This window comes from Bacteroides sp. CACC 737 (assembly GCF_013874375.1).
In the GTDB taxonomy this organism is placed as follows: Bacteria; Bacteroidota; Bacteroidia; order Bacteroidales; family Bacteroidaceae; genus Bacteroides; species Bacteroides uniformis.
The window spans coordinates 1,487,131-1,512,641 of record NZ_CP059408.1 but is presented as its reverse complement, the minus strand read 5'-3'; the positions used below and the strand labels follow the sequence as shown (position 1 = coordinate 1,512,641).

Sequence of the window (25,511 nt, the reverse complement as noted above, 5' to 3'; positions counted from 1 at the left end):
TTAATTTTTAATTATCTCATGCTTCCCCCTATTATCCTTTCCATTGCCGGTTCCGACTGTTCGGGCGGTGCAGGCATACAAGCAGACATAAAGACCATTTCCGCTTTGGAAGGTTATGCCGCTTCCGTCATCACGGCTGTTACTGCACAAAACACACTGGGAGTACAATCGGTTTATCCGATACCTGCGGATATGGTTAAAGCACAAATCACCTCTGTTATGGATGATTTAAGGCCGGATGCCGTCAAGATAGGTATGGTACATGATGCCAGTATTGTGACCGCCATTGTCGATTGTCTTCAGACTTATACTCCGGAGTGTATAGTCTATGACCCCGTCATGATATCGACCAGTGGACGGCGACTGATGACCGAAGAAACTATACAAGTCATTAAGGCGGAACTGTTTCCGCTATGCACCCTCATTACTCCCAACCTGAATGAAGCAAGCCTGCTGTGGGGGCAAACCATTGCCGGCACTGTAGAGATGCAGCAAGCGGCACGGGAATTATCCTGCAGATACAACACCGCTGTCCTCGTCAAAGGCGGACATCTGGAGGGCAATGACATGTGCGACGTGCTTTATTGCCGGCAACCTTCTGCCGGGGCTGACGTCCTGCCATCCGGATGCATCCTCTATTCCAACCCCAAAATAGAGAGCCGTAACCTGCACGGCACGGGGTGTACCCTTTCCTCTGCCATAGCTACATTTCTTGCCGGTGGCAGCAAACCCGATGAAGCGGTCCGCAAGGCTAAAGAGTATATCAGTATTGCGATAAATCAGGGGAAAAACATGGATATAGGACACGGAAACGGTCCGTTATGGCACTTTCCTTTATCGGAATAAGAGCTCGTCGAAACGCATTATCTGTTTACCCTAAACGCATTATCTGTCAGCCTCCGATACATCATGTGTTTGGCACCAACGGACAATGCGTTCTGACAAGCCTGCTCCTTAGTAGCGTATGCCCAAAATGTTCCTGGCATCGTCTTTCTTGAACAGTGAATCAATGACGTCTAAAATCCCTACTTTTTTTAGCCATATACCTATTAATATGAAATAATCTGTTATTTTTGCAGATACTATCACAATAAATAGGTAAAAACACATGGAAAAAGCAAAAGTATACTACTCTGACTTGCGTACCTCCCCTACATCCAATCTTTTGGATAAAATGGAACGCTTGCTGAGAAGGGCAGGCATCGAGCAACTTCCTTTGAAAGATAGCTTTGCTGCCATTAAAATCCATTTCGGCGAACCCGGTAACCTGGCATACTTACGTCCCAATTATGCAGCTCGAATGGCAACCCTGCTTCGCAGCCTGGGAGCCAAACCTTTCTTGACGGACTGCAACACGCTGTATTCCGGTCGTCGTGCCAATGCCGTAGACCACTTGCAAAGTGCGATGGAGAATGGCTTTAACCCTATCTCGGCCCAGTGCCAGGTCATTATCGGCGACGGGCTGAAAGGAACGGACTACCGCGAAATCCCTCTGAACGGGGAATATTGTCCGGCACCCAAAATCGGTACAGCGATAGCCGACGCCGATATTGTAATCAGTATGAACCACTTCAAGGGACACGAACAAGCCGGTTTCGGCGGCGCCTTGAAGAATCTGGGTATGGGATGTGCCAGCGTAGGCGGAAAGCTGGAACTGCACTGCGCCTCGCAACCCAAGATTGACGTAGAAAACTGCATAGGCTGCAACATCTGCGTGAAACACTGCGCACACGACGCCGTGCACCTCAATGCAAGCCGCAAGGCAGAAATAGACTACACCAAATGCGTAGGTTGCGGACAGTGCGTAGCTCTCTGCCAGCACGACGGTGCCGTGATGGGTGCCGAAGATACTTCCGAACGCCTGAACTACAAGATTGCCGAATATGCCTTGGCTGTCGTTATGGGCAAGCCCCATTTCCACATCAGCTTCATCATGAACGTATCTCCCGAATGCGACTGCTGGAACCACAACGATGCCGCCATCGTGCCCGACCTCGGCATCCTGGCTTCGGCAGACCCGGTTGCACTGGACAAGGCATGTGCAGATATGGTCATCCAAGCCCCGATACTGCACGGCAACAATTGCCTCGCCACGGCACACGAGCACGATGACTTGTGCGGGTGCGACAAATTCCACTTGATGCACCCCGACACGGACTGGCTTGCCGGGTTGCGCCATGCCGAGAAAATCGGATTGGGAACCATGAAATATGAATTGGTGAAGATTTGACTAAACCTTTTCTGTCTTAAACAGTCATATTAAAAATAGATTTATCAATTAATGCATAATATTATACAAATGGAAACATCTGCAAAACTTTATTCCCTGCCTTTCGGCAACGTAAAGACCTATCTATTCGCCCTGCTGTTCGTGGCAGGAAACATCGCCTTGCCGCAACTCTGCCATCTGGTCCCGGCAGGCGGTCCGACGTTGCTTCCCATCTATTTCTTCACACTGATAGCTGCTTATAAATATGGTTTCAAGGTAGGTCTGCTGACGGCTATCCTGTCGCCGGTCATCAATCATCTGCTTTTTGCCATGCCTGCAGCAGCCGTGTTGCCGGCCATACTTATAAAGTCCGGTCTGCTGGCCGGAGCCGCCGCTCTTGCTGCACGCTATGCCAAGAATATCTCTTTATTGGCATTGCTGGGCGTGGTTCTCTCCTATCAAATTATCGGTACGGCCTTTGAATGGGCTCTGTGCGGTAATTTCTTTCTGGCTGTGCAAGATTTCCGTATGGGCATTCCGGGTATGCTGATTCAGTGGTTCGGAGGATATGTACTGCTGAAAGCAATCGCAAAAAATTAAGCGTATATTCTCAAACAGTATCCCTTAATCCTAAAACTTTGTTCGCAAACTGCGGATACATATCCCCAGTTTGCGGATGTCTATCCCAAGACTTGGGATAGACATCCGCAAACCATAAACTAAGTTTTTTCTTAACTGATAAAAACTTTTTCCCTAACCAAGAAAAACTTTCTCCTTAATAGAGAAGACTTTTCTCTTAATACTTTGAACTTTTTTCCGCTATTTTCCTTTCTCCCTACGATAAAATCATTAATTTCGTGCCGAACAATATATTATATTTTCAACATGGAGGTAGCAACGAACAACTGGTTCACTAAAAAATATCCGATAGGTTTTGCCTTGAGCGGCGGTTTCATCAAAGGCTTTGCCCATTTGGGTGCCATGCAATCTTTATTGGAACATGACATCAAGCCCAATATACTTTCCGGAGTCAGTGCCGGAGCCTTGGCCGGGGTATTCTACGCCGACGGCAATGAACCGCATAAAGTTCTTGACTACTTTGCCGGGCACAAGTTTCAGGACCTGACCAAACTGGTGATTCCCAAAGTCGGATTATTTGAATTGGGAGAGTTCATCGATTTCCTGAAAAGCAATCTGAAATCCAAGAAACTGGAAGAACTGCAAATCCCTCTGATTATTACAGCTACTGACCTGGACCACGGACGTCTGGTACATTTCCATAAAGGGGACATCGCCGAACGCGTAGCAGCTTCGTGTTGCATGCCGGTATTGTTTGCCCCGGTCAATATAGACGGCACCCATTACGTGGACGGAGGCCTGCTGATGAACCTGCCTGTCTCTACCCTCCGCCGTATATGCGAAAAAGTGATTGCCGTGAATGTCAGCCCTTTGATGGCAACCAAGTATAAAATGAACATTGTGAGTATTGCCTTACGTTCCTATAACTTTATGTTTCGCTCCAACTCTTTTCCTGAACGCGAGAAGGCTGATTTACTGATAGAACCTTATAACTTGGAGGGATACAGCAATACAGAGCTGGAAAAGGCGGAGGAGATATTCATGCAGGGATATAATACGACCAATGATATATTGGAACGCCTGTTCATAGACAAAGGCAGCATTTGGAAAGAATAAAATAACCATTCTATAACATAGAAAACAAAGAAATGAACGACGAAAACAAATTGATTATTTATCAAGTGTTCACCCGACTATTCGGAAACAACAATAACCACTGCATCAATAATGGCAGCATCACCGAAAATGGATGCGGCAAGATGGCTGACTTTACAGCCAAGGCGTTGGGAGAAATCAAGAAGCTTGGCGCTACACATATATGGTACACGGGCATCATTGAGCATGCTACGCAAACTGACTACCGCCGTCACAATATCCAACCCGACCATCCGGCCATTGTGAAAGGTAAAGCCGGATCTCCCTATGCCATCAAGGACTACTATGATGTCGACCCGGATCTCGCCAAGGACGTACCGGAGCGTATGAAAGAGTTTGAGAATCTGGTGCAGCGCACTCACCGTAGCGGTCTGAAGGTCATCATAGATTTTGTTCCCAACCACGTAGCTCGTCAATATCACTCGGATGCCCAGCCGGATGGCACTTCACAACTGGGTTCAAACGATGATACCAACTATGCGTTCAGCCCATATAATAACTTCTATTATATCCCGAAATCGGAACTGCATGGCCAATTTGACATGAAAGGTGCAGCCACCGAACCTTATAGGGAATTTCCGGCAAAAGCTACCGGAAACAACCGTTTTGACGCATATCCAAACATTACCGATTGGTACGAAACTATAAAGTTGAATTATGGAGTGGATTATCAGAACGGCGGGACTTGCCATTTCGACCCCATTCCCGATACATGGACCAAGATGCTGGATATCATGCTGTTCTGGGCGGGAAAGAACATAGACGGTTTCCGTTGCGATATGGCCGAGATGGTTCCCGTAGAGTTCTGGGAATGGGCAATTCCGCAGGTCAAGGAGCAATATCCCTCCCTGCTGTTTATAGCCGAAGTCTACAACCCGGGAGAATACAAGAATTACTTGTTCCGTGGCAAGTTTGATTATTTATACGACAAAGTAGGACTTTATGATACCTTGCGAGCTGTTACTTGCGGGTATGAATCGGCAACTGCCATCACCCGCTCTTGGCAAAGTCTGGGAGGCATAGAAAAACGCATGTTGAACTTTCTGGAAAACCATGACGAGCAACGTATCGCTTCCGACTTTTTTACCAGTAACCCGCGCAAGGCGATTCCGGCACTCATTGTGTCAGCCTGCATGAACACCAATCCGATGATGATTTATTTCGGTCAGGAGTTTGGTGAGCTGGGCATGGATAGCGAAGGTTTCAGCGGCCGGGACGGACGTACAACCATCTTTGACTATTGGAGTGTAGATACCATCCGCCGTTGGCGCAATGACGGCAAGTTCGACGGCAAGATGCTGACGGAGGACCAGAAACACCTATACAGCATTTATAAACGGTTGCTGACTCTTTGCAATGAAGAAAAGGCCATCTCTCAAGGAGCTTTCTTCGATTTGATGTATGCCAATGTCAACGGATGGCGCTTTAATGAACATAAGCAATATACATTCCTGCGCAAATTTGAGAGGGACCTGCTGCTGTTTGTCGTGAACTTCGACCATATCTCGGCAGACCTTGCCATAAATATTCCTTCTCATGCTTTTGACTTCCTGCAAATACCGCAGATGGATCAGTACAAAGCTACGGAGCTGCTCAGCGGAAAAGAAGAAAACATAAGTCTGCTTCCCTATAAGGCTACTAATGTGGCCGTCGAAGGATATGGAGGAAAGATACTTAAGATAAAGCTATAATGGGGGCACAACTCAGGTGATTTATTAGGTTTGGCACTAATTATGCAGAACAACACGGATTTCTTAATCGCTTCGCGGCTTTCCGCATAATCAGTGCCAAGTCTTTATTGGTTCTCTTCCATATATTCCTTCAGTCGATATAGCCGCGTGATGGCAGGATTATAAAAATCATCAGGATAATGTGCATCTATATCACTGAGGTTAGCTTGCACAAAACGTTTCACATCCACTATGTTCTCAGCATCAGACAATGTTACACTTTGAGGGAAAGATGTGCTCTTTGCCCAATCTATCAGCGCTTTAACGCTATCTTCATCAAATTTATATTCGGCCATATTCTACATTTTTTCTTGCAAAGATAGTGCAAACTGGATGCAGAATAAAATGACCCACCCATTTTTTATGCTAAAGTTATCCTCATCTGCATGAACAAAATCTCGATTTGTTGTGTTATATAAATGTGTTTTTCATAGTATTAGATATAAGATTAATTAAAAGAGACGTACCCGCTTGTGATAAGTAAGTACATCAAAAACAGAAGCGTCTGTTTGATTGATAAATGTGTAAGGAGCATCGGTTTACCAGAGCCGATGCTTTTTTTACCCTTCTTTGTAGCATGTTAGAAATATTATCCGTAAATTTGGCAGATAATAAGGAAAGAATATGATATGAATATCCCTGTTATATTTCAATTTTTGAAAGAACTGTCTGCAAACAACAATCGTGAATGGTTCAATTCTCACCGGGAACAGTATGAAGTAGCCCGCAGCGAGTTTGAAAACTTGCTTACAGTAATTATCTCCCGTATCTCTTTGTTTGATGAAAGCATCCGTGGCATAGAAGCAAAGGACTGTACATACCGTATTTATCGTGATACACGCTTTTCCGAAGATAAAACTCCCTACAAGACACATCTGGGAGGATATATCAATGCGAAAGGAAAGAAATCCGACCATTGTGGCTATTACGTGCATCTGGAACCGGGAAACTGCCTGTTGGCCGGTGGAAGTTATTGTCCTCCCTCGCCCTTGTTAAGAGCTCTGCGACAAGCAGTATACGATAATATGGATGAATTTCGTAGCATAGTGGAAGATCCCGCTTTCAAGCAATACTTCCCCATCATCGGAGAGAATTTTCTAAAAACAGCTCCAAAAGGATTTCCAAAGGACTATCCCTATCTGAAATACCTTCAGTGTAAAGAGTATACGGTTGCCTGCTGCCAGCCGGACAGCTTCTTTCTTGCTCCAGACTTTTTGGATCGTACAGACGACATCTTCAAGCAGATGAAGCGTTTTTCTGATTTTGTGAATTACACCATAGACGACTTTGAATAATTTACCTATATAACTAACTTAAAACATTTGAATTATGGTTGTAGACAGACTTGAAAACATAGAAAAATATACTTTGCTGCATCCTCTGTTTGAGCAGGCCATTGATTTTTTAAAATCACATGATTTGCACTCTTTGGAAATCGGCAAGACCGAACTGAAAGGAAAGGACTTGTTGGTCAATGTGGCTCAGACAAATCCAAAAGAAAAAGAGAATGCCAAACTGGAAACTCATAAAGACTATATTGACATTCAAATACCTTTGTCCGGTACGGAGATAATAGGTTATACCGCCGCCCAAGACTGCCTTCCGGTTGATGCTCCTTACAATGCGGAAAAAGACATCACTTTTTTTGAAGGACTGGCAGAGAGCTATATTGCAGTGAAGCCCGGAATGTTTGCTATCTTTTTCCCTCGGGACGGGCATGCTCCGGGTATTACTCCTGACGGTGTAAAAAAAGTAATTGTGAAAGTTAAAGCGTAAATTTATCAAATATCCAAAACTCATCCTCTATATGGAAACATTGAATTTAATCAAGAATGACCCATGGCTGGAACCTTTTGCCGATGCCATCAACGGACGTCATCAACATGCCATAGACAAAGAACTAGAACTGACCAATAAAGGAAAGTTAACCTTATCTGATTTCGCATCCGGATACCTCTATTTCGGTCTGCATCGTACTGACGACGGCTGGGTTTTCCGCGAATGGGCGCCTAACGCAACCCAAATCTTTATAGTCGGAACTTTTAACGGTTGGAAGGAAGAAAAGAAATACAGCCTGAAACGCAAGGCAAACGGCAATTGGGAAATCAAGCTTCCTGCTGATGCTGTGAAACACGGTGACTTGTACAAGCTGATGGTACATTGGGACGGCGGTTGCGGTGAGCGCATTCCTGCATGGGCTACACGTGTCGTACAAGACGAACAGACTAAAATATTCAGTGCCCAAGTTTGGGTTCCGGAGAAACCCTATAAAATGAAGAAGCGGGTTTTCAAGCCGTCTACAGATCCTTTGTTGATATATGAATGCCATATCGGTATGTCTCAGCAGGAGGAAAAGGTCGGTAGCTATAAGGAATTTCAAGAAAAGATTCTTCCACGTATCGCCCAAGAAGGCTACAACTGCATACAGATTATGGCTATCCAGGAACATCCCTATTATGGTAGCTTCGGATACCATGTTTCCAGTTTCTTTGCCGCTTCTTCCCGCTTTGGTACTCCGGAAGAACTGAAAGAACTGATTGATACAGCCCATAGCATGGGGATTGCGGTTATCATGGATATTGTCCATTCACACGCTGTGAAGAATGAAGTGGAAGGCTTGGGTAACTTTGCCGGTGATCCTAATCAATATTTCTATCCCGGTGGACGTCGGGAACACCCGGCTTGGGATTCACTTTGCTTTGATTACGGCAAGAACGAAGTTATTCATTTCCTGCTTTCTAACTGTAAATTTTGGTTGGAAGAATATCATTTCGACGGCTTCCGCTTTGACGGAGTGACTTCCATGCTATATTATAGCCATGGTTTGGGAGAAGCATTCTGTAATTACGGAGATTACTTCAACGGACATCAAGACGACAATGCCATTTGTTATCTGACACTTGCCAACAGGCTTATCCATCAAGTCAATGCCAAAGCCATTACTATTGCCGAAGAAGTATCGGGAATGCCCGGACTGGCGGCAAAATATGAAGATGGCGGCTACGGATTTGATTACCGTATGGCCATGAATATTCCCGATTATTGGATTAAGACAATCAAGGAGAAAATAGATGAGGACTGGAAGCCATCCAGCATGTTCTGGGAAGTGACCAACCGCCGCAAAGATGAAAAGACCATCTCCTATGCGGAAAGCCATGACCAAGCTTTGGTGGGTGACAAAACCATCATTTTCCGCTTGATTGATGCGGATATGTACTGGCACATGCAGAAAGGAGACGAAAACTATACCGTAAATCGCGGCATTTCTCTCCATAAAATGATACGTTTACTGACTGCGACTACTATCAACGGCGGTTATCTTAACTTTATGGGCAATGAATTCGGACATCCGGAATGGATTGACTTCCCCCGTGAAGGTAACGGTTGGTCATGTAAATATGCCCGCCGTCAATGGGATTTGGTGGACAACAAGAATCTGGCATATCATTATATGGGTGACTTTGATGCTGCCATGTTGGGAGTTGTAAAAAGCATAAAGAACTTCCAAGCTACTCCGGTCCAAGAAATATGGCATAATGACGGTGACCAGGTATTGGCCTATATGCGCAAGGACTTGATTTTTGTATTCAACTTCAACCCCAAGCAGTCTTTTACTGATTATGGTTTCTTGGTTCCTGCCGGAACTTATGAAGTTATTTTGAATACTGATAATCCAGATTATGGCGGTAATGGTTTAACGGATGATACCATCAAACATTTTACCATCCACGATCCGCTTTATAAAAAAGACAAGAAGGAGTGGCTGAAGCTTTACATACCGGCACGTACAGCTGTTGTACTGAGAAGAACTAAATAATCATTTTATAACATTAAAAAAGAGGCAGATATCTGAATTGATATCTGCCTCTTTTTTATATAGGAGAGTCTTTTATTTCAATTGACTGTCGATGAAGTTCAACATCGTTTTTGCATTATCCATCATCTTCTTTTGAGCTGGTTTGTTTGCAGAGAGCAATGGAATAAGTTTATCCAAATATTCTTTGGCTTCCTTGAATTCAACTTTTGCTTTTTCTACATCTGTTTTCATGGTATTGGCACCCTTACTATAATACAAAGAACCCAGACTGTTAAGTGCATTTACATTATCTGCTTGGATAGCTATGGCTTGTTTAAAAGCTTCTTCGGCTGCATCCATCTTTTTGGCTTTCTGCGCCATGATACCTTGATTTACGTAATAAGTAGCATACAATTTAGTCAATGTTTTGTTACCGGGATTTGCTTCCAGCCCTTCCTTTAAAGTGGCAACATACTCATCATTTTTCTTCAAATCTTTCAAAGCACCGGCTTTACCTATATAAGCATTTGCCAAGTTGTACTTTTTCTGTACAGCAATATCAAAATACTTCAAAGCTTCGGCAGGTTTCTTTATCTTATCGGCACAAACGCCACAGTTATATGCAATTACGGAGTCTTGGTTGTTTGTTTGTGTTAGATAAGTACTAAATTTTGTGTAAGCTTCCTGGTAATTCTTAGCTTCAAGAGCAGCCTTACCATCGTTGACCAACTGGGCAGGGTCAGCATTCTGCGCAAAGAAATTCGTAGCTGCACAACATAGTGCAATAGATAAGATTAATTTTTTCATATGCTTTAATTCATTTAAAAGTTGATTCCCAAAGTTAGTTTACAATGGTATAGAAGCAAAACCTTTTTACTTTTTTTGAGGTTTTTAGTATAGTCGTAACAAGTGTTATTTTACGTAAAAGCAAATATCTGGATGTGTTTTTGGGGCTTTGTCACATATGTTACACTTATACTTTGAATATCATATTATCTTTGCAACAAAAAAGATTATGGAACAATTACATGCACATGAAATCTTCCACATGATGGAAGGTAATAGTTATACTGAGTTATCATTGAGAGAAGCCATTATCCAAAAATTCGGAGAGCGGCAGCGTTTCTTCACTTGCTCTGCCGACAATATGGATGTAGATACCCTTATAGAATTTCTTAAAAGAAAAGGAAAATTTATATCCGCCAATGGTGGATTTACCGTCGATATGATTAAAGTTTGCAATCATTGGTGAGGAATATTAATTCTTGCTTTTGTTAAATCGAACATTATTTATGTTAATGGTTAACAGAAATAATATTCTACTAAACCATGTTATAATATCCACTGATTACCCACTAAAATTTGGATATCTCCTGCAAGTACGTATCTTTGTACTGTGTTTTTCATAGTATTAGATTTAAGGTTAATAAAAAAGATTGGCTGTCTGGGATAGATAGCCTTTTTTTATGTCTAAATGTCATCTTTCCCCTTTTTAGTTATAGTTTTATTCTATCTTTGTAGGTCAGATAATCCACGCAACATTAATAGAATAAACTGAATATGGGAAAACGCTTTATTTTTATCTTGATGGCATGCTCATTATTGAGTATAGCTACTGTTGTGCATGCACAACATATTGACAAGCAAACCTATACTTTTGCCATCAAAAAGGCTGATACTCTGAAACTGGACAAGTATGTAATGATTGATCAAATACAAGGGACACAATCAAAGCCCGTCATTCTTTTTGCATTTGGGGGAGGTTTCAAAGGCGGGAGAAGAGATAATCCCGATTACATTTCTTATTTTCATTTTCCCAATTATATACTTTAATGCACCAATCACACAAAAATAAAAGCCGCACCCAAATTCAAACTTAGGTGCGGCTATTCTTAATTGCAAATTTTCAATTAAGCTATAAAAATACATATTCCATTATTACCTAATTCTTTAACAGGTATATCCATTTCCTTTAAAGAATTACGTATCATATTAGAAGTACATGGTCTTTCTTTCATCAAGACTTGCATGTCTCCTCTAAAATCAGGCATATAAATGTAATAATACACCTGCTTTAAACACTTACTAAATACTTTTTCCAATAAGGTCTTTAAACGATTTAAATCGTCCATAATGGTATTCTTTTAGATTTGTTAATACTCTTAATGCTCTATCATTCGTCTAAAAAATCTAAAGCATTAATTTTCAATACAAATATAGAGAAACTAAATTAAACGACCAAAAATCGCAATAAAAGACCACCAGAAAACAATCCATCTTTATGGATGTTTTCTAAAATCAAAAGCCAACCACTTAATTATAAGTCGGTTGGCTTTTACTGTTATACTACTTATTATTTTTTTAACACTTTCGCTATCTTTTCAAACACTCCAGCTTTTTTCTCATCCCACTCTTGTGCTTTCTTCTCAAAATACGGTATCATCTTATTATGCTCATCCAAACATTTCAACCTCATCAATTTAGTATCAAATTCAGCACGTTCCCCAATAAGTTGCTGCTTATCCCAAGCTCTTGTAATCATACCAAATCCGGGCATTGTGGGACTTGGTGCAAATTTCTTAGAAATACATTCAGTTAGCCATGAAAGGCTATCAATAATATCTTCAACCTTTTTACTATTTGGTTCACTTGTCGTCTTTTTTACAGACTTTTCTGTTTTACTTTCTTTTTCTTCCACCTTCTTCACAACTTCTACTTTCTTTTTGGAAAAGGCTTCAAACGGGAACATATAAACTACTGAACATTGTTCAATGGCAGAATTAGACTTCAAATAGGCAGAAATATAAGGCTCATTACCCAAAATGTCCTTATTATCTCTTTTGTTTTCATTTCTCGCCTTAGCATTCCAACGGAAATCGCTATCAACCATTGAATTAGCCCAAGTACACCAAGCAATAGTACTCCCTACCATCCAAACTTTAAAATACTTATCGCCTTCTTCTCCCGCATATTCAAATGCTTTCTGCGGACTCAAAATGATAATATCACTTTGATTAATATCCGTAAAATTAACTTGCTTTCCTTTACGCAAAGCATTCACGATTTTATCAAACAGTACTTCATTGTTTGCTTTCAAATACTCTAAAACTGAATTTTCATTATTGTTCATATCTTCTCATTTTAATGTTTCTACCCAATTATCAAATTTCCGATAAACCACACTGCAAAAGCTGTCATATTGGCTACACCAAGTTTCTTTATAAAGATGCCAAATGCAGAATTTACCCAAAAATCTCTTGGAGCAATCGTTACTTCCACACTCAAAGCATATCCTATAAAGAATGCTATAATACCAAATACTCCAGCAAGTCCCGAAGCTGCACTTTCAGCCCAAAACATAATATCTATTGCAACTAATGCAATGATATTCAATACTAACAATACGAATGTTATACAACCCATAATTCTACTATTTTAATGATTCAACAATTTCATCTACATATACATTTGCAACATTTTCGGCTGTTGCTTTAATGTCTTCTAATATTGGAAACCTTTTGACTATTGCACCTCGTGCAGTTCCCGACAAATGCGGCAACATTATTGATTTGACATTTACCATACATTTATCCAAAACTTCTTTCGCTTTCTTACCTAAACAAACACAAAGATTTGGTCTCACTAAGTCTAATTCTTTTTGCAATATATCAGTATATGTCTTTAATCTATTTTCAGCAAAAGTCTTAGACATTTCTCTATCATGTACAAAATACTTATTCGCATCAGTCAAGTATATTGCAAACCTTTTCTTAATCAGACCATTAATCAACAAGTCGGCCATTTTACCTCCACTTCCACTTTTCCTATGGGTTGCATCATGTAACCCAAATGGACTTGACACTATTGCATCATGGCATTCTTCATACCATTTTGCATCACGTAACGGGTCTTGCGCAATAAGCATAATTCGGACATTATCGACTTGAACATTAAACCAAGTCGGCAAATCCAAACCTATTGCACCTTTATCCGCAAAATCTTTTCTAAACAATGGATTCAAAATGGGAATACAAACAGAGGTAGTATCTGTATATCCATTAAAAGGCTTCAAATCATCGGAAAACTCTTTTTGCCATTCTGCATACGAGAAGTCATAGCACTTTCTCATTTGCTTATAACGAGCCTTTAACATATCTAATTGCTGAATACCCAACAATTCATCAGCAACTAATTTTGGAATATCATCCGACAAATGACAATCATTGCAGAAGACTGTTCTCATACACAATCACTTTGCGCTCCCCCAGTCTCAAAGAAAGCATTTTCTAAAATAGGGAAGGCGCAAGACTGTTATCAAATTCCGTCAATGGGTTCTGGACTACCTCTGCACCGAAAAATGAAAACAGCTCACGCCTTTGGCTGTATATCAACACATCAATGCTATATATGCAAACCAAAGGGAGCATTCTTTCATATTCCTCAGTGCAGGTGAATTGTCCAGATTCATTAACAAGGAATAAGCTAAACGCTTCCTAAACTATGTCTGTCCACTTGGGACAATGCAAATATAGGAACTATTTAGCAAAAATGCTACTTCGTGAACTGCTCTTTTTCTATTTTCAATTCAAATTTACCCATTCTTATGGGTAAATCAAACTTTGATACTTTAATCTTTTATAGGCTGACATCGTAAAATAAATAAATCTTTGAACATCTGTTAGTCCTCTCGTATTATATCTAAATGCAAATTCATCACAGTATTTATCCAAATGCTTTGGACTTACCTTATGATATATTCCTAATATTCCACGTTTCAAGTGTGACCAAAATCCCTCAATACTATTGGTATGGAATCCGTCTTTTACATATTCGCCAGTACTATGTTCAACTACTTTATGAATATAATTTTTCGATATTCCAGTATAACCTTTCCATCCATCTGTTATAACGGTAGAACCTTCCTTGACTAAAGTATTGATTATCGTTTTCAAAACCTTTCCACCAGTATTTGGAACAACGGCTGTATATGCCATTCCATTAGATAATAGACCTACTACGGGAGTCTTAACTTTAAGGCTTCTTCCTTGTGCATTCTTTACTCTACCTTTATTCTTACCACCTACATAGGTTTAATCAACTTGTGTCATATCATTAAATTGAACTACAAGCTTGTCTTTCAAATAATGTCTTATCCGTTCCAACATAAACCAAGCTGTTTTCTGTGTTACATCTATATCTTTAGATAATTGTATGCTACTTATTCCTTTCTTATGGACTAAGAATATATACAATGCATAGAACCATTTCTTTAATGATACATGACTACCTTCAAACATAGTACCAATAGTAACCGTAAATCTTTTCTTACATCGTTTACATTTATATAGTCCTTTAAATTCTCCATTAGACTTTAACTTATAATGCTCTTTCGTTTGACAATTACAGTGTGGGCAAATCGGTTCTCCATGCCATTTAATATCTTCAAGAAATTCTCTACATGATTTTTCACCATAAAAGGATTTCATCAAATCAATAAATGACTTTACTTCTCGCATTTGTTTATTCTTCTTTATTATTTCTACAATATTGATTATTTCTGTTTCCAATTGACATGTTATTTTTATTATATAAATATAATAAAAAATCATAACATATAAAAATAAGTATCTAAAAATTAGGCACTTAAATAAAACAATTGAGTATAATTATCATATACATATTTAAAGATAAAATGTTACATAAAAAATAAACCCGATTTTGCAGAGTCGGGTTCTTGTTACATATCTCCTGTATATTACAGGGCATTAAGATGTTCCAATATTTCAAGTATTTCATGGAACATTCCTAAAACTATTAGGACTATCTCTAATAGGACTATCTCTAATAGTTTAATAATTAGTATAGTTTTATTTCTCATATACTTTTTGATAGTCCTTTTATGAACTATCAAAATTATATATCAGAGTGCCCTTACAAATCAAGGTTGATATAACAATTATTATGAAACATTTATCTTTATGGTCAAATACCTCAATTCAACTTGGGCATTTGACCTTTATTTAAGACAAATTAATATTGCTCATTTAAACATTAACCAAGTGCTTCCAGTACGATACTTGGAACACTTGGTTTTTACTACCATGAAAACTACTTTGGCGAATTATACCCAAATCCAATCTCAAGTGTTATCTACTTAGGATTCTTTAACAAAATTCTTTGATTCACTTGAAAATGGGCATAAAAAATAGGGAAACCCAAAAGATTTCCCTTATTGAAATAAGATATAAATAGATAGAATTAAAATTAGTACATTAAAGTATATAATTGGGTTCATTTTTTTGCACGAGCCGGTTATGTGGTAGTATCAACAGATTACCGCACCCAATTAAAGGATATAGATAAATCGGAGTATTCGGACTTGCAAGGATTCTCTTCTGCCCTGCAACAAGCAATCACTTGTGCTGTAGAAGATTTTGGTGATGCTACAAATCATATAATTGAGCATAGTGTAGAATGGCAAATAAATCCTGCACAAATTATAGCTTGCGGTTCAAGTGCAGGTGCGATAACTGCCCTTCAAGCAGAGTATGAGATTTGCAATCAAACGGCCTTTGCGGACAGATTACCTGCCAATTTCAATTATGCAGGGGTCATTTCCTTTTCTGGAGCAATCTGTGCCAATGGTATTCCAAAATGGATAATGTCCCCTTGTCCTCTTATGTTGTTCTATGGTGATGCCGACAGCACGGTTCCTTTTACTAAGGCAGTAATAGAAGAGGAAATGGGGCTATGGGGCTCAAACTTTATCTGTATGCAACTGAAAGAAAAAGAGACAGCATACTATTTCTATATAGCGGAAGGTATAGGACATTCCCTATCCTATTCTCCTATGAAGGATAATCGTCGTGACATCCTGAGCTTCCTAAACCGGTTGGTACTTGGTAAAGAAAAACGTTGCATTACGACTGTAGAGAAGAATCCGGAAATATCTAGATATAAGAGTGATTTTACAATAGAGGATTATATCCGTGAAAATATGCGTTAACTCCTATCTTTATATCCTTTCCAGAGTTTTTGTTTCTCCACCAATCAATTATCTTTGCACATTATTATTCTATAAAAACAAATCTTTAATTCTATAAATTATGTTGGTACGTATTATCAGTATGGTCATAGCCGGAGTTATTATAGTATATCTAGTCCGTTGGATTGATAATTTTTTCTCCAGGTATCGCAAATAAATCTTGCCTGCAATGTAAACCAAATACTCCAATTTGTTTCCCATTACAACCTATGCGGACATTTTCTAATTCTAAAACAAGAAAACCGCAAAAGCTTTTTATTAGCTATTTGCGGTTTTTCGTTGTGATTCCGTTGCGATTCGAACGCAAGACCCACGCCTTAGAAGGGCGTTGCTCTATCCAGCTGAGCTACGGAACCAGCCTTAATTGCGGTGCAAAGGTACGCTTTTTTGCGAATATTGCAAATTTTTGTACCACCTTTTTTCGTTACCTATGTACAAAAGGCTCATTTGCTATATAAAAAGTAATGATTAGTTACCTTTACAAACAAGATACACGGTATTTATATACAGATGTATTAAAACATTTTGCAAATTATCAATGTTACTAATTATAAAAAGTAAAAATATGGATGAATATTCAAGCAGGGAAAGTAGCATTGACCCGAAAATGAATGAAAGAGTAATAACAACTAAACTTTAAAGTGATGGAATGGGAAAATCAGTTGATACAAGAATTGCAATGGTCAAATAAAATCAGCAATAAAGCGAATAAGGAATTGGCAGCCCAGGAAATTGCCGGACTGGCCAAAGACAGTGATGCCATAGGAGCAGGCTCCGGCTCTACCGTTTATCTCACTTTGTTTGCATTAGCTTAGCGAGTTAAACAAGAATCTTTGCATATAGAAATCATTCCGGCATCTGCCGAAATTTCGATGGCATGTATACAGCTTGGCCTGCCGCAAACTACTCTGTGGAATAAGCGTCCGGATTGGACATTCGACGGTGCAGACGAAGTGGATCCGCAGAACAACCTCATCAAAGGACGTGGCGGAGCCATGTTTAAGGAGAAACTCCTCATTAAAAGCAGTGGCAAGACTTACATCATTATCGATGAGAGTAAGCTTGTCAGCAAACTGGGGAGCAAATACCCCATACCGGTGGAAGTGTTTCCACATGCTCTCTCCCATGTGGAAAACGAGATACGCTTATTGGGAGCTTCAAAAATCAGCCTACGCCTTGCAGAAGGAAAAGACGGCCCGGTATTTACCGAAAACGGTAATTTCATTCTTGACATTCATCTCAGCAACATTGTTCCTGATTTGGAACAGAAACTGAAAGCCATTACCGGGGTTATCGAAAGCGGGTTGTTCATTGGTTATGACATTACAGTCCTAATGGCAAACCGCTGATGTACCAAAGTACAAATAAGGCGGTCCATGCCAACAGAATGACTAAAGAATATCTCCAAGTATACTTCAGCAGTGAACCATAAGTGGATTGCCTATCATATTGCTGCATATAGGTCAAAACAAGTGGCATGTAGAATATAAAAGGTGTTATGGCATTTGTTGCACTGTCACCTATACGGAACGCACATTGGGTCATATCCGGCGAAATGCCCATACTTGCCAGTACCGGAACAAAAATGAAAGACATAAAAGCCCATTTAGCTGTGGCAGATACCATAAAGAGATTGACCAGCGCCGTAAAAAGAATGAAGAGAATCAATATCCATAAGCTGCTCAAAGAAGCGGAAGATAACAGATTGGCGCCTAAAATGGCAATGCACTTGTCTAAGTGGGAATATTCAAAACAAGCAAACATCTGTGAGGCAAAGAAAGCTATCACAAAATAAACGCCCAGCAGTTTCATCGGCTGCGTAAGCCCTTCTATCACATCACCGTCCGTACGGTATCGGCCGGAGGCAAAACCATAGACCATCCCCATCAAACCTATTCCAAACGAAAGCAAAAACAGAATACCGACTATAAACGGAGAACGAATCAACCCACCATTGACACTCCGCAATATCCCCCATGAAGAGAATGTAGCCCACAGAATAATGGCAATATACAGCAAGCCTGCAAATACAGCTCCCAACATAGCTCTCCGTTCCTTGCGGGACAGTTGTTTGTAGCCATTAAAATGAATATCCCCTGCATACATTCCCAAGTGCGGCAACAAGCTCCTGCGGGTAATATGATAAATGATAAATGCAAGCAGGAACGTGGAAACAAAGAGAAAATAATAATTGCACAGCGGTCCAGTCTGCCCCGGAGCAATATTCATCCTATCAGCCGCTTCTTGCGTTACAGAGGCAATCATGGGGTCTAATGTACTCAAAAACACATTAGCGCTATAGCCACAAGAGACTGAAACATAAGCTGTAATTATACCTCCAATGGGGTGCAGACCGACGGACTGGAACAAAGTCGCAGCTATCGGCAACAGAATGATATATCCTGCATCTCCCACTATATTGGACAACAGTCCTAAGACAATGACCAGCAGGATAATGCGCCAAGGATCACGTGGACGTCGTACCCCCCTGCGAATACATGCATCGATGAAACCCGAATGCTGTGCCACCCCTATTCCGAACATAGCCACAATCACCAGCCCTAACGGAGCGAATCCCGTAAAATTGGTTATGACATGGCGCAGCAGCCAGCGTATGCCCTCCGGACTCAGCAGGCTCTGCACCCGTATTTCTTCTCCAGTCTGCGGTTGCAGCACGCTCAGGCCATAGACATCGAATATCCATGAAAGGAGGATGACTGCCAGCGTCAGCAGGAAGAACATCGTAGCGGGATGTGGCATCCGGAGTTTACTCATCGTCGGCTTCCAGATTGTCTATATTCAGAATTCGGAGTTCCAATGCACGCACCACCAGACGAGTGGCATTCACCCCCACCCGTTCACTAGGCGGGAAAAGACGGCCAATCAAGTCATTCTGTCGTTTCTCCAGCGACTTGACTCCAAAAGGCATTCCCCTAAGATTGGCAATCATTTCTTTGGTATAGCCCAGTGCCAAATGACGGAGGAAACGCTCGTCATACTCATCAATATCATAGCTTATGATTGCTTCCTGACGTTTTGTATCATTCAGGACAGATTTCTTGAAGCGTTCCACTATTTTCTCCAGTATCGGATAGTTAAAGACCAGCTTCTTGCCGTCCATCACTGCCTGCACATCGGTTTTGGTCAGTAACTCTCCGGTTTTCAGGATAATGCCGTCGGCACCGGCTTCAAGTACGTCCACCCATAACTTCTCATTCAATATTTCTCCCGTGAATATCAGCACATGTACTCCCGGATAACGCTTGAAGATATTCCGGCAGATGTCCACCCCGATTGTGGTCGAACCTCCTAATCCTAAGTCTAGCAGAACAAGATCCGGCACGCCGGCTTCAATCAATGTCCAGAACTCCTGCTCAGTCATAGCAGTACCTATTACCTCCGCATTGGGAATTTCATGGCGGAAAATCTCTTCCGTCCCTTTCAGCTCCAACTTGACATCCTCAACGATGATTACTTTAAATTTTTTGTCTTCCATATTTCATTTTTTCGGTAGCGTAAAATATATTGTAAAACCTCCTTCCTTTCCCGGTTCGGCATTGATACGGCATCCCCGGTGTCCGGCAAACTCGTCATGGTCGCGGATAATCTGCTTGCACACCAGATATTCCGTACCATACAGTTCTCCTTTCTCACCGGCCGTCATGCGAGACAAGTCGGGATAGAACAATTGGTTCAATTCTTCACGGGTCTTTTCCCTACGCATATCTGTAAACAGAAAACGTATAAATTCCCCATCTTCCCGGGCCGACAGACAGACAGCTCCATCCAGAGTTACGGAGCAAGCCTCGTCTATCAGGTTTTCAAGCAGGAAACGCAACTGGTTCCAGTCGCCGGTAATCCGTCCTTCCAACGGTTGTATCTTAAAATCAATATGCGCCTTGTTTCCCTTATACACTTTGCGGAAATATTTCCCGGCAGTAGCCATAAGTTCCGGCACAGATATTGTCGCACGCCTGAAAGTCACCTCTTCCAACTGGCGGGAAGCGCATGAACTGAGTGTCGTAAAGATACCTTTGTAATACTCTATCAATTCGCTGATGGCAACCACCGTTTCCCGCTCCTCCGCTTCTGTCTGTTTGCCGGACCGCAGTTTCCCTATCAGCTGCTTTATCTTGTTCGGATAATAAATCGTTTCATGCTTGATGGTCGAGAGACAATTATCCAGCACCATGTTCTGTACATGCAGCAAACTGTCTTCCCAGGAAGCTCGCCGGGCTTCATCTTGAGCCACTTCGATGTCCCGGTATTTCGTAGCCAACTTAACCACTGCATTGAAGATTACAATGGAGACATAACGGGCTATCAGTTCCAAAAGCAAATGGTCGGTCTCCTGCTCCGTACCTTCCCTGCGTTCCAGACACAGCACACCTATGCAACGACACATATTTCCCGCATCCACAACAAGCGGCAATGCTTGTATACCCTTTTCCGATATGTACACTTGCTGCTCAAAGCAATTCTCCATATATTTCCTCCAGATAGGCAACTCGTCCACGGCGGTATCTTCCACTGGATTGGAAGTGTATTCCAGCTTATGTGTAGTCTCGTTGTATACAGCTATGCTTAACCGGTCGATACTCAAAAGTTCGTTCACTGCATCAAAAGCGGAACCTACAATCTGCCGCGGGATTTCCTTCAATGTATCCTCCTCACGCTGCAACATTTCCTCCGTATCCGAAACCGGCAACAAGGAGGCATTGAACACCTTTCCATTAATTTCCAGTACTTGCTCCAGATTCCAGCGGTTCACCAGACGTTTACGGAAGTAGAGTATGTAATATCCCAACAGCAATACGAACAGCAAAATCACCGCCAGCAAAATGCCCACCATCTTGTTGTTGGTGGAACGCTCCAGCTGCCGGCAATATTCTTCCAAGGATTGGTCTTCTCCCAACAGTTTGTATAAGGTAGTGTAGGCAGCATTATTATAACTATAGTCATCCCATTGCTTCAATGCAAGAAATGAGACTGCCGCTTCATTCCTGATATCCAGAATTACATGGAAATCCGAATTGAACATCTGGTTCCACCAATCCAGTTCCGCAGGCGCCCCGTCTCCCGTCAGCGTCATATAGCGACGTATAGGATGGGCGTATTGCTTGTAATGTTCGTTCAGGCAATACATTGCCGAATCTATGTATTGTAAAGCCAGTTCGTATTCTCCGTCTACATTGCAGTAATAAGCTTCATTGGCATAATCGGAGGCTTCGTCCAGCAAAGCTTCGTATTCATTCTGTGCAAGCAGTGCCAAAGAATCCGGCAACACCTCTCCGGAAGCAGGCTGTTCCACAGCATGCCGGCAGGATGACATGCACAAAGACAACACGACGAGCAACACCGACACGGACTTACGGATACCGGCAGGCAGACGGAAATAAAAACGGCTGCCTTTTCCCAGCCCGCTCTCCACATTAAACAGACAGACCTTGAACAAATCATTCGTCTTGCGATATTTTTCAATGATGCCCTTACAATTCATCAGTCCAAAGCCACTTCCTTTGTTCTTCCTCAATTCCTCCTTGTCGGGAGCGTCACTCATACCGATGGCTTTTGAGTCATATACTTTTTCTCCCACGATGCGGGCTACATCTTCCGGTGACAATCCACAACCATTATCCTCTACCGAGATTTCCACATAATCCTCCTCCTGCCGTGCATATACTTTCACCATACCGCCCTGAGGGGTATATTTACGGGCATTCTCCGCCAGTGTATTTATCATAAACAATGTAAGGGCCTTGTCTGCCTTTACCCTGATATCCGTAGGCTGCACCTCCAACGACTGTCTCTTCATCTCGAATGTACGGCTTCCTTTCCTGAGCAGCTCGAAAAGTTCATTCAATTCGAACGTCTCTATGTTCAGGCTAAGGCTTCCTTGCTTCATCTTTATCCAAAGGGCAAGAATATCATTGTATTCGTTGATGGTAGTAACCAACTCGTCGATATACTGGTATTTCTCCTCCTTTATCCGCTCCTCTTTGATGAATCCTTTTTGAGTCAGTTTCTGTACTTCGTTGATGATACGGTCTATGTACGGGTGAATTCCGTTGACAATAGCCATACATGCTTTCTTTATCAGATTTTGCCGTTTGTTCCCTGCGATGTGCTGCTCGTAAATGTAGCGTTGCTTTTCCAGTCTGCGGCGTTCGTCGCCAAGGGAGATGGACGTCATGCCGTTGTCTATCGCCCATTGGATATAGGGAGTTATCACCCGTACCATCGCCTGCTCATCCTTGCTCATCCGACGCGGGAACACTAATTGCCCGTTGTCTATGCGGATGTCCTTCACTCCAAACAGCTTTTCCAATTCCGGGCAGACAGCCGTCCGGATAGAGTCGATGATTTCCTCCTCAGTCTGTGCATCTGCCGGAATGGATGCCGTTATCTTCTGACAGATGTCCAGCATCAGTTGCAAACGGTGGAGATGTACTCTGTTCCGGTCTTTGGAACGCTTGTTGAAAAACCAGAAGAAGAGCGATACAAGCACGAAGCCCACAATGACCAGTGACAACACAACGTTGAGCTGTCCGGCCTCTTTTTCCAATGCCTGATAGCGGCTTTCCAGCTCTTTATCCTGACGTGTATCTTCAAGGATATCCAGGTAAATATTGCGGTTATAGTCTGATTTTTCTTTCATCCCGAGTCCTGCATACGAAACGCTCAACTGTTCACGAATACGTGAAATCCACTCAGGTACGGTTTTCAGTTTCTGCTCCATCCATGCCTTCTCAGCGCAAATCGTATCTCGACGGTCAAATGCTTTCAGCCAGTCCAAACTATCGTGGCAGTCATAGAAAAGGCGGTGATGGTCATTTACACATTCCAGAGCAAGTTTTAACGTGTCAAGAGCTTCTGTATAGTGACTGTGGGCATTCAGGTATTTGCCAATGGACACATATGCGCCTGCTATCTGATACAAATCTTTATATTGACTGAACTTCTGCAGAGCCAACTGCCCTAGACGCATTGGCAATAGAGAGTCTACCGATACTCCAAACCGTGTCAGGGCATGGGAACGGCGGTCCTGGAAAAACTCGTAATTCTCCGGTGAGGCCATCAGGTTGGCAAGCCCCTGCACTCCGTTCCCTTCAAAGTAGAGATACCCTTTACGGGATGCCAACCGCCACGTGGTATATAGTTCGTCAAACTCTCGCAGCCTTTGTTCGTCCGGCGTCTCGCCTTCACACAAGGCAGCGGATCCCTTAATGTAATGATAGTACAATAACTGGTTGGTATCTGCCAACAATTTTTGATTATCAGTTACTTCATTGATAGAAGCCACTGCCTCGGGACGTTGTTGCAGATAATAATAATAAACAGCAGATACGATATAAAATTCGGAACGGGCATAATTCAAACGTATTTGCTCGTGTCGGTCCACAAACAGATTGTCATCCTCCGCTATCCTTTTCATACGGCGCAAGGCACTGTTGCGATAATCGTAGAACTCCTTGTTCAACGCCGTCCGCTGATAAATTTTCATCAAGCCGATGTCGGCAATAAGGAGTTCCAGCTCATTCTTGGTCAGATTATAGACATCCATATGAAATTTTTCGGCCTGCTCAAAATCCATACGCATAAAAGCACAAAAGCCCAGATTATTGGATGCTTCCGCTTTTCCTTGTTTATAGAGGCTGACTTCACGGTAGGCCCTTGATGCCGCATAGCAGGATGAATCCAGGTTTTTATAACGATAAGCATAAGCCACCTGGTTTAGAGAGTCGATAAGGCGCACTTCCTTCATGGGTGCCGTTCCTACACACGAAACCATTGCTGTACAAAGGCACAGCAATCCCGCAAAGCATATGGAAGAAAGTCGTTTCATAAAGCAAAGCTACGAATAAATCCGAGAAAGAAAAATAATTTTTATACAATAACTCTTGTTTTATGTAACGGGAAATTCATACCTTTGCATGCAAATTAACAAATAGGTAACATCTATTACACAAATGAGCGAAAAAGCACCCTTTATGGTATTCTCTGGAACAAATTCGAGATACCTTGCAGAGAAAATCTGCGCTAGCCTTGATTGCCCTCTGGGAAAGATGAACATCACCCATTTTGCGGATGGTGAGTTTGCAGTCTCTTATGAGGAATCTATCCGTGGCTCGCATGTATTCCTGGTTCAATCAACCTTCCCTAATTCTGACAATCTGATGGAACTTCTGCTGATGATCGATGCCGCTAAAAGAGCATCGGCAAAAAGCGTTGTAGCCGTTATCCCCTATTTCGGTTGGGCACGTCAGGACAGAAAAGACAAACCCCGTGTTTCCATCGGCGCCAAGCTGGTGGCCGACCTGCTTTCTGTTGCAGGCATCGACCGTTTGATTACGATGGACCTTCATGCAGACCAGATTCAGGGTTTCTTCAACATTCCGGTGGATCATTTGTATGCATCAGCAGTGTTCCTCCCCTATATTGAATCCTTGAAGCTGGAAGACTTGGTAATCGCTACCCCGGATGTCGGCGGTTCAAAGCGTGCCAGTACATTCTCCAAATATCTCGGTGTACCCCTGGTGCTGTGCAACAAGACACGTGAAAAAGCAAACGTGGTTGCCACCATGCAAATCATCGGTGATGTAAAAGACAAGAATGTAGTATTGGTAGATGATATTGTAGATACAGCAGGAACCATTACCAAGGCTGCCAACATCATGTTGGAAGCCGGAGCCAAATCTGTCCGTGCCATTGCCAGCCACTGCGTAATGTCCGACCCGGCTTCTTTCCGTGTACAAGAATCTGCACTGACGGAGATGGTATTTACCGATAGTATCCCCTACTCTAAAAAATGTGACAAGGTTAAACAGTTGAGCATTGCCGATATGTTCGCCGAAACCATCAAGCGGGTGATGAACAATGAATCAATCAGTTCACAATACATTATCTAAACACGAGTTTAGATAATTAAATAATAAAAAATTAAAGGCTGCGCAGTTCAGACGAATATTGCGCAGCCTTTAATTTTTAATTCTATTT

At 41.9% G+C, this 25,511-nt stretch carries 21 protein-coding genes, 1 tRNA gene and 2 pseudogenes; 13 read left to right on the top strand and 11 right to left on the bottom strand.

The annotated features are described in order from the left end of the window. The first annotated feature begins 18 nt into the window (after positions 1 to 18). The 5 genes from thiD to H1A11_RS06550 all read left to right on the top strand — a co-directional run bounded on the left by thiD (position 19) and on the right by H1A11_RS06550 (position 5,634). Positions 19 to 846, top strand: coding sequence for a bifunctional hydroxymethylpyrimidine kinase/phosphomethylpyrimidine kinase (gene thiD / locus H1A11_RS06570; RefSeq protein ID WP_119962269.1), 828 nt, complete (start codon positions 19 to 21; stop codon positions 844 to 846). Positions 847 to 1,108: 262 nt separating this feature from the next. Further along, positions 1,109 to 2,230 (top strand): DUF362 domain-containing protein, encoded by a 1,122-nt coding sequence (locus H1A11_RS06565; protein ID WP_117599605.1) that lies wholly within the window; start codon positions 1,109 to 1,111, stop codon positions 2,228 to 2,230. A gap of 69 nt (positions 2,231 to 2,299) precedes the next feature. Next, positions 2,300 to 2,809 carry an ECF transporter S component gene (locus H1A11_RS06560; RefSeq protein ID WP_171030451.1) on the top strand — a complete coding sequence of 170 codons (510 nt, stop codon included), beginning with the start codon at positions 2,300 to 2,302 and terminating at the stop codon, positions 2,807 to 2,809. 285 nt (positions 2,810 to 3,094) lie between these two features. Continuing rightward, positions 3,095 to 3,904 (top strand): patatin-like phospholipase family protein, encoded by an 810-nt coding sequence (locus H1A11_RS06555; RefSeq protein WP_138345917.1) that lies wholly within the window; start codon positions 3,095 to 3,097, stop codon positions 3,902 to 3,904. Between the two features lie 32 nt (positions 3,905 to 3,936). Further along, the gene (locus tag H1A11_RS06550; RefSeq protein WP_181757910.1) at positions 3,937 to 5,634 is read left to right on the top strand and encodes an alpha-amylase family protein; all 1,698 of its coding nucleotides are present in this window, start codon (positions 3,937 to 3,939) and stop codon (positions 5,632 to 5,634) included. A gap of 104 nt (positions 5,635 to 5,738) precedes the next feature. On the opposite strand, the gene H1A11_RS06545 is transcribed toward H1A11_RS06550, so the two are convergent. After that, on the bottom strand, positions 5,739 to 5,969 hold the full coding sequence (locus H1A11_RS06545; RefSeq protein WP_117599602.1) for a hypothetical protein: 231 nt from the start codon (positions 5,967 to 5,969) through the stop codon (positions 5,739 to 5,741). Between the two features lie 333 nt (positions 5,970 to 6,302). On the opposite strand from H1A11_RS06545, the gene H1A11_RS06540 reads away from it, so the two are divergent. From H1A11_RS06540 to H1A11_RS06530, 3 genes are read left to right on the top strand one after another with little or no spacing between them, the layout of a single operon-like run. Next, positions 6,303 to 6,968: a DUF2461 domain-containing protein gene (locus tag H1A11_RS06540; RefSeq protein WP_117966448.1), complete on the top strand. Its 666-nt coding sequence runs from the start codon at positions 6,303 to 6,305 to the stop codon at positions 6,966 to 6,968. 34 nt (positions 6,969 to 7,002) lie between these two features. Further along, positions 7,003 to 7,449, top strand: a complete 447-nt coding sequence (locus H1A11_RS06535; RefSeq protein WP_119962273.1) for a YhcH/YjgK/YiaL family protein — start codon at positions 7,003 to 7,005, stop codon at positions 7,447 to 7,449. 31 nt (positions 7,450 to 7,480) lie between these two features. Next, positions 7,481 to 9,490, top strand: a complete 2,010-nt coding sequence (locus H1A11_RS06530; RefSeq protein ID WP_131226368.1) for an alpha amylase C-terminal domain-containing protein — start codon at positions 7,481 to 7,483, stop codon at positions 9,488 to 9,490. A 72-nt stretch (positions 9,491 to 9,562) separates the two neighbouring features. On the opposite strand, the gene H1A11_RS06525 is transcribed toward H1A11_RS06530, so the two are convergent. Next, positions 9,563 to 10,276, bottom strand: a complete 714-nt coding sequence (locus tag H1A11_RS06525; protein WP_131226364.1) for a hypothetical protein — start codon at positions 10,274 to 10,276, stop codon at positions 9,563 to 9,565. A gap of 208 nt (positions 10,277 to 10,484) precedes the next feature. Between H1A11_RS06525 and H1A11_RS06520 the strand changes: the two genes are divergently transcribed. Both H1A11_RS06520 and H1A11_RS06515 read left to right on the top strand, forming a co-directional pair. Then, on the top strand, positions 10,485 to 10,721 hold the full coding sequence (locus tag H1A11_RS06520; protein WP_131226362.1) for a YecH family metal-binding protein: 237 nt from the start codon (positions 10,485 to 10,487) through the stop codon (positions 10,719 to 10,721). A gap of 308 nt (positions 10,722 to 11,029) precedes the next feature. Beyond that, a complete protein-coding gene (locus H1A11_RS06515) occupies positions 11,030 to 11,302 on the top strand; it encodes a hypothetical protein (RefSeq protein WP_226791167.1) in 273 nt (90 codons plus the stop codon). Between the two features lie 77 nt (positions 11,303 to 11,379). Here the strand turns inward: H1A11_RS06515 and H1A11_RS06510 are convergent, their stop codons facing one another. The 5 genes and pseudogenes from H1A11_RS06510 to H1A11_RS06490 all read right to left on the bottom strand — a co-directional run bounded on the left by H1A11_RS06510 (position 11,380) and on the right by H1A11_RS06490 (position 15,036). Next, positions 11,380 to 11,601 (bottom strand): hypothetical protein, encoded by a 222-nt coding sequence (locus tag H1A11_RS06510; protein WP_131226359.1) that lies wholly within the window; start codon positions 11,599 to 11,601, stop codon positions 11,380 to 11,382. Positions 11,602 to 11,822: 221 nt separating this feature from the next. Further along, the gene (locus H1A11_RS06505) at positions 11,823 to 12,599 is read right to left on the bottom strand and encodes a hypothetical protein (RefSeq protein ID WP_131226357.1); all 777 of its coding nucleotides are present in this window, start codon (positions 12,597 to 12,599) and stop codon (positions 11,823 to 11,825) included. Between the two features lie 20 nt (positions 12,600 to 12,619). Continuing rightward, on the bottom strand, positions 12,620 to 12,892 hold the full coding sequence (locus tag H1A11_RS06500; protein ID WP_005825562.1) for a hypothetical protein: 273 nt from the start codon (positions 12,890 to 12,892) through the stop codon (positions 12,620 to 12,622). Positions 12,893 to 12,899: 7 nt separating this feature from the next. Then, positions 12,900 to 13,712, bottom strand: coding sequence for a uracil-DNA glycosylase family protein (locus H1A11_RS06495; RefSeq protein ID WP_131226353.1), 813 nt, complete (start codon positions 13,710 to 13,712; stop codon positions 12,900 to 12,902). Between the two features lie 358 nt (positions 13,713 to 14,070). Beyond that, positions 14,071 to 15,036 (bottom strand): annotated as a pseudogene (locus tag H1A11_RS06490) (IS1595 family transposase). Positions 15,037 to 15,785: 749 nt separating this feature from the next. Between H1A11_RS06490 and H1A11_RS06485 the strand changes: the two are divergent. Further along, positions 15,786 to 16,475 (top strand): alpha/beta hydrolase, encoded by a 690-nt coding sequence (locus H1A11_RS06485; protein WP_226791165.1) that lies wholly within the window; start codon positions 15,786 to 15,788, stop codon positions 16,473 to 16,475. Between the two features lie 321 nt (positions 16,476 to 16,796). On the opposite strand, the gene H1A11_RS06480 is transcribed toward H1A11_RS06485, so the two are convergent. Continuing rightward, positions 16,797 to 16,870: transfer RNA gene (locus H1A11_RS06480), tRNA-Arg, on the bottom strand. Positions 16,871 to 17,158: 288 nt separating this feature from the next. Between H1A11_RS06480 and rpiA the strand changes: the two are divergent. Beyond that, positions 17,159 to 17,863: pseudogene (gene rpiA, locus H1A11_RS06475) on the top strand (ribose 5-phosphate isomerase A). On the opposite strand, the gene H1A11_RS06470 reads toward rpiA, so the two are convergent. Genes H1A11_RS06470 through H1A11_RS06460 form a run of 3 tightly spaced genes read right to left on the bottom strand, consistent with a single transcriptional unit; the run spans position 17,838 to position 24,360 of the window. After that, complete coding sequence (locus H1A11_RS06470) at positions 17,838 to 19,289, bottom strand: AbgT family transporter (protein WP_131226274.1); 1,452 nt, start codon at positions 19,287 to 19,289, stop codon at positions 17,838 to 17,840. The pseudogene rpiA and the gene H1A11_RS06470 sit on opposite strands and share 26 nt — an antisense overlap. Continuing rightward, positions 19,282 to 20,010 (bottom strand): DUF5932 domain-containing protein, encoded by a 729-nt coding sequence (locus H1A11_RS06465; protein WP_117966437.1) that lies wholly within the window; start codon positions 20,008 to 20,010, stop codon positions 19,282 to 19,284. The genes H1A11_RS06470 and H1A11_RS06465 overlap by 8 nt, the downstream gene beginning before the upstream one ends. A 3-nt stretch (positions 20,011 to 20,013) precedes the next feature. Continuing rightward, a complete protein-coding gene (locus H1A11_RS06460; protein WP_138345911.1) occupies positions 20,014 to 24,360 on the bottom strand; it encodes a DUF5113 domain-containing protein in 4,347 nt (1,448 codons plus the stop codon). 124 nt (positions 24,361 to 24,484) lie between these two features. On the opposite strand from H1A11_RS06460, the gene H1A11_RS06455 reads away from it, so the two are divergent. Then, entirely contained in the window at positions 24,485 to 25,423 is a 939-nt protein-coding gene (locus H1A11_RS06455; RefSeq protein WP_165491402.1) for a ribose-phosphate pyrophosphokinase, read from the top strand. Positions 25,424 to 25,511 lie beyond the last annotated feature (88 nt).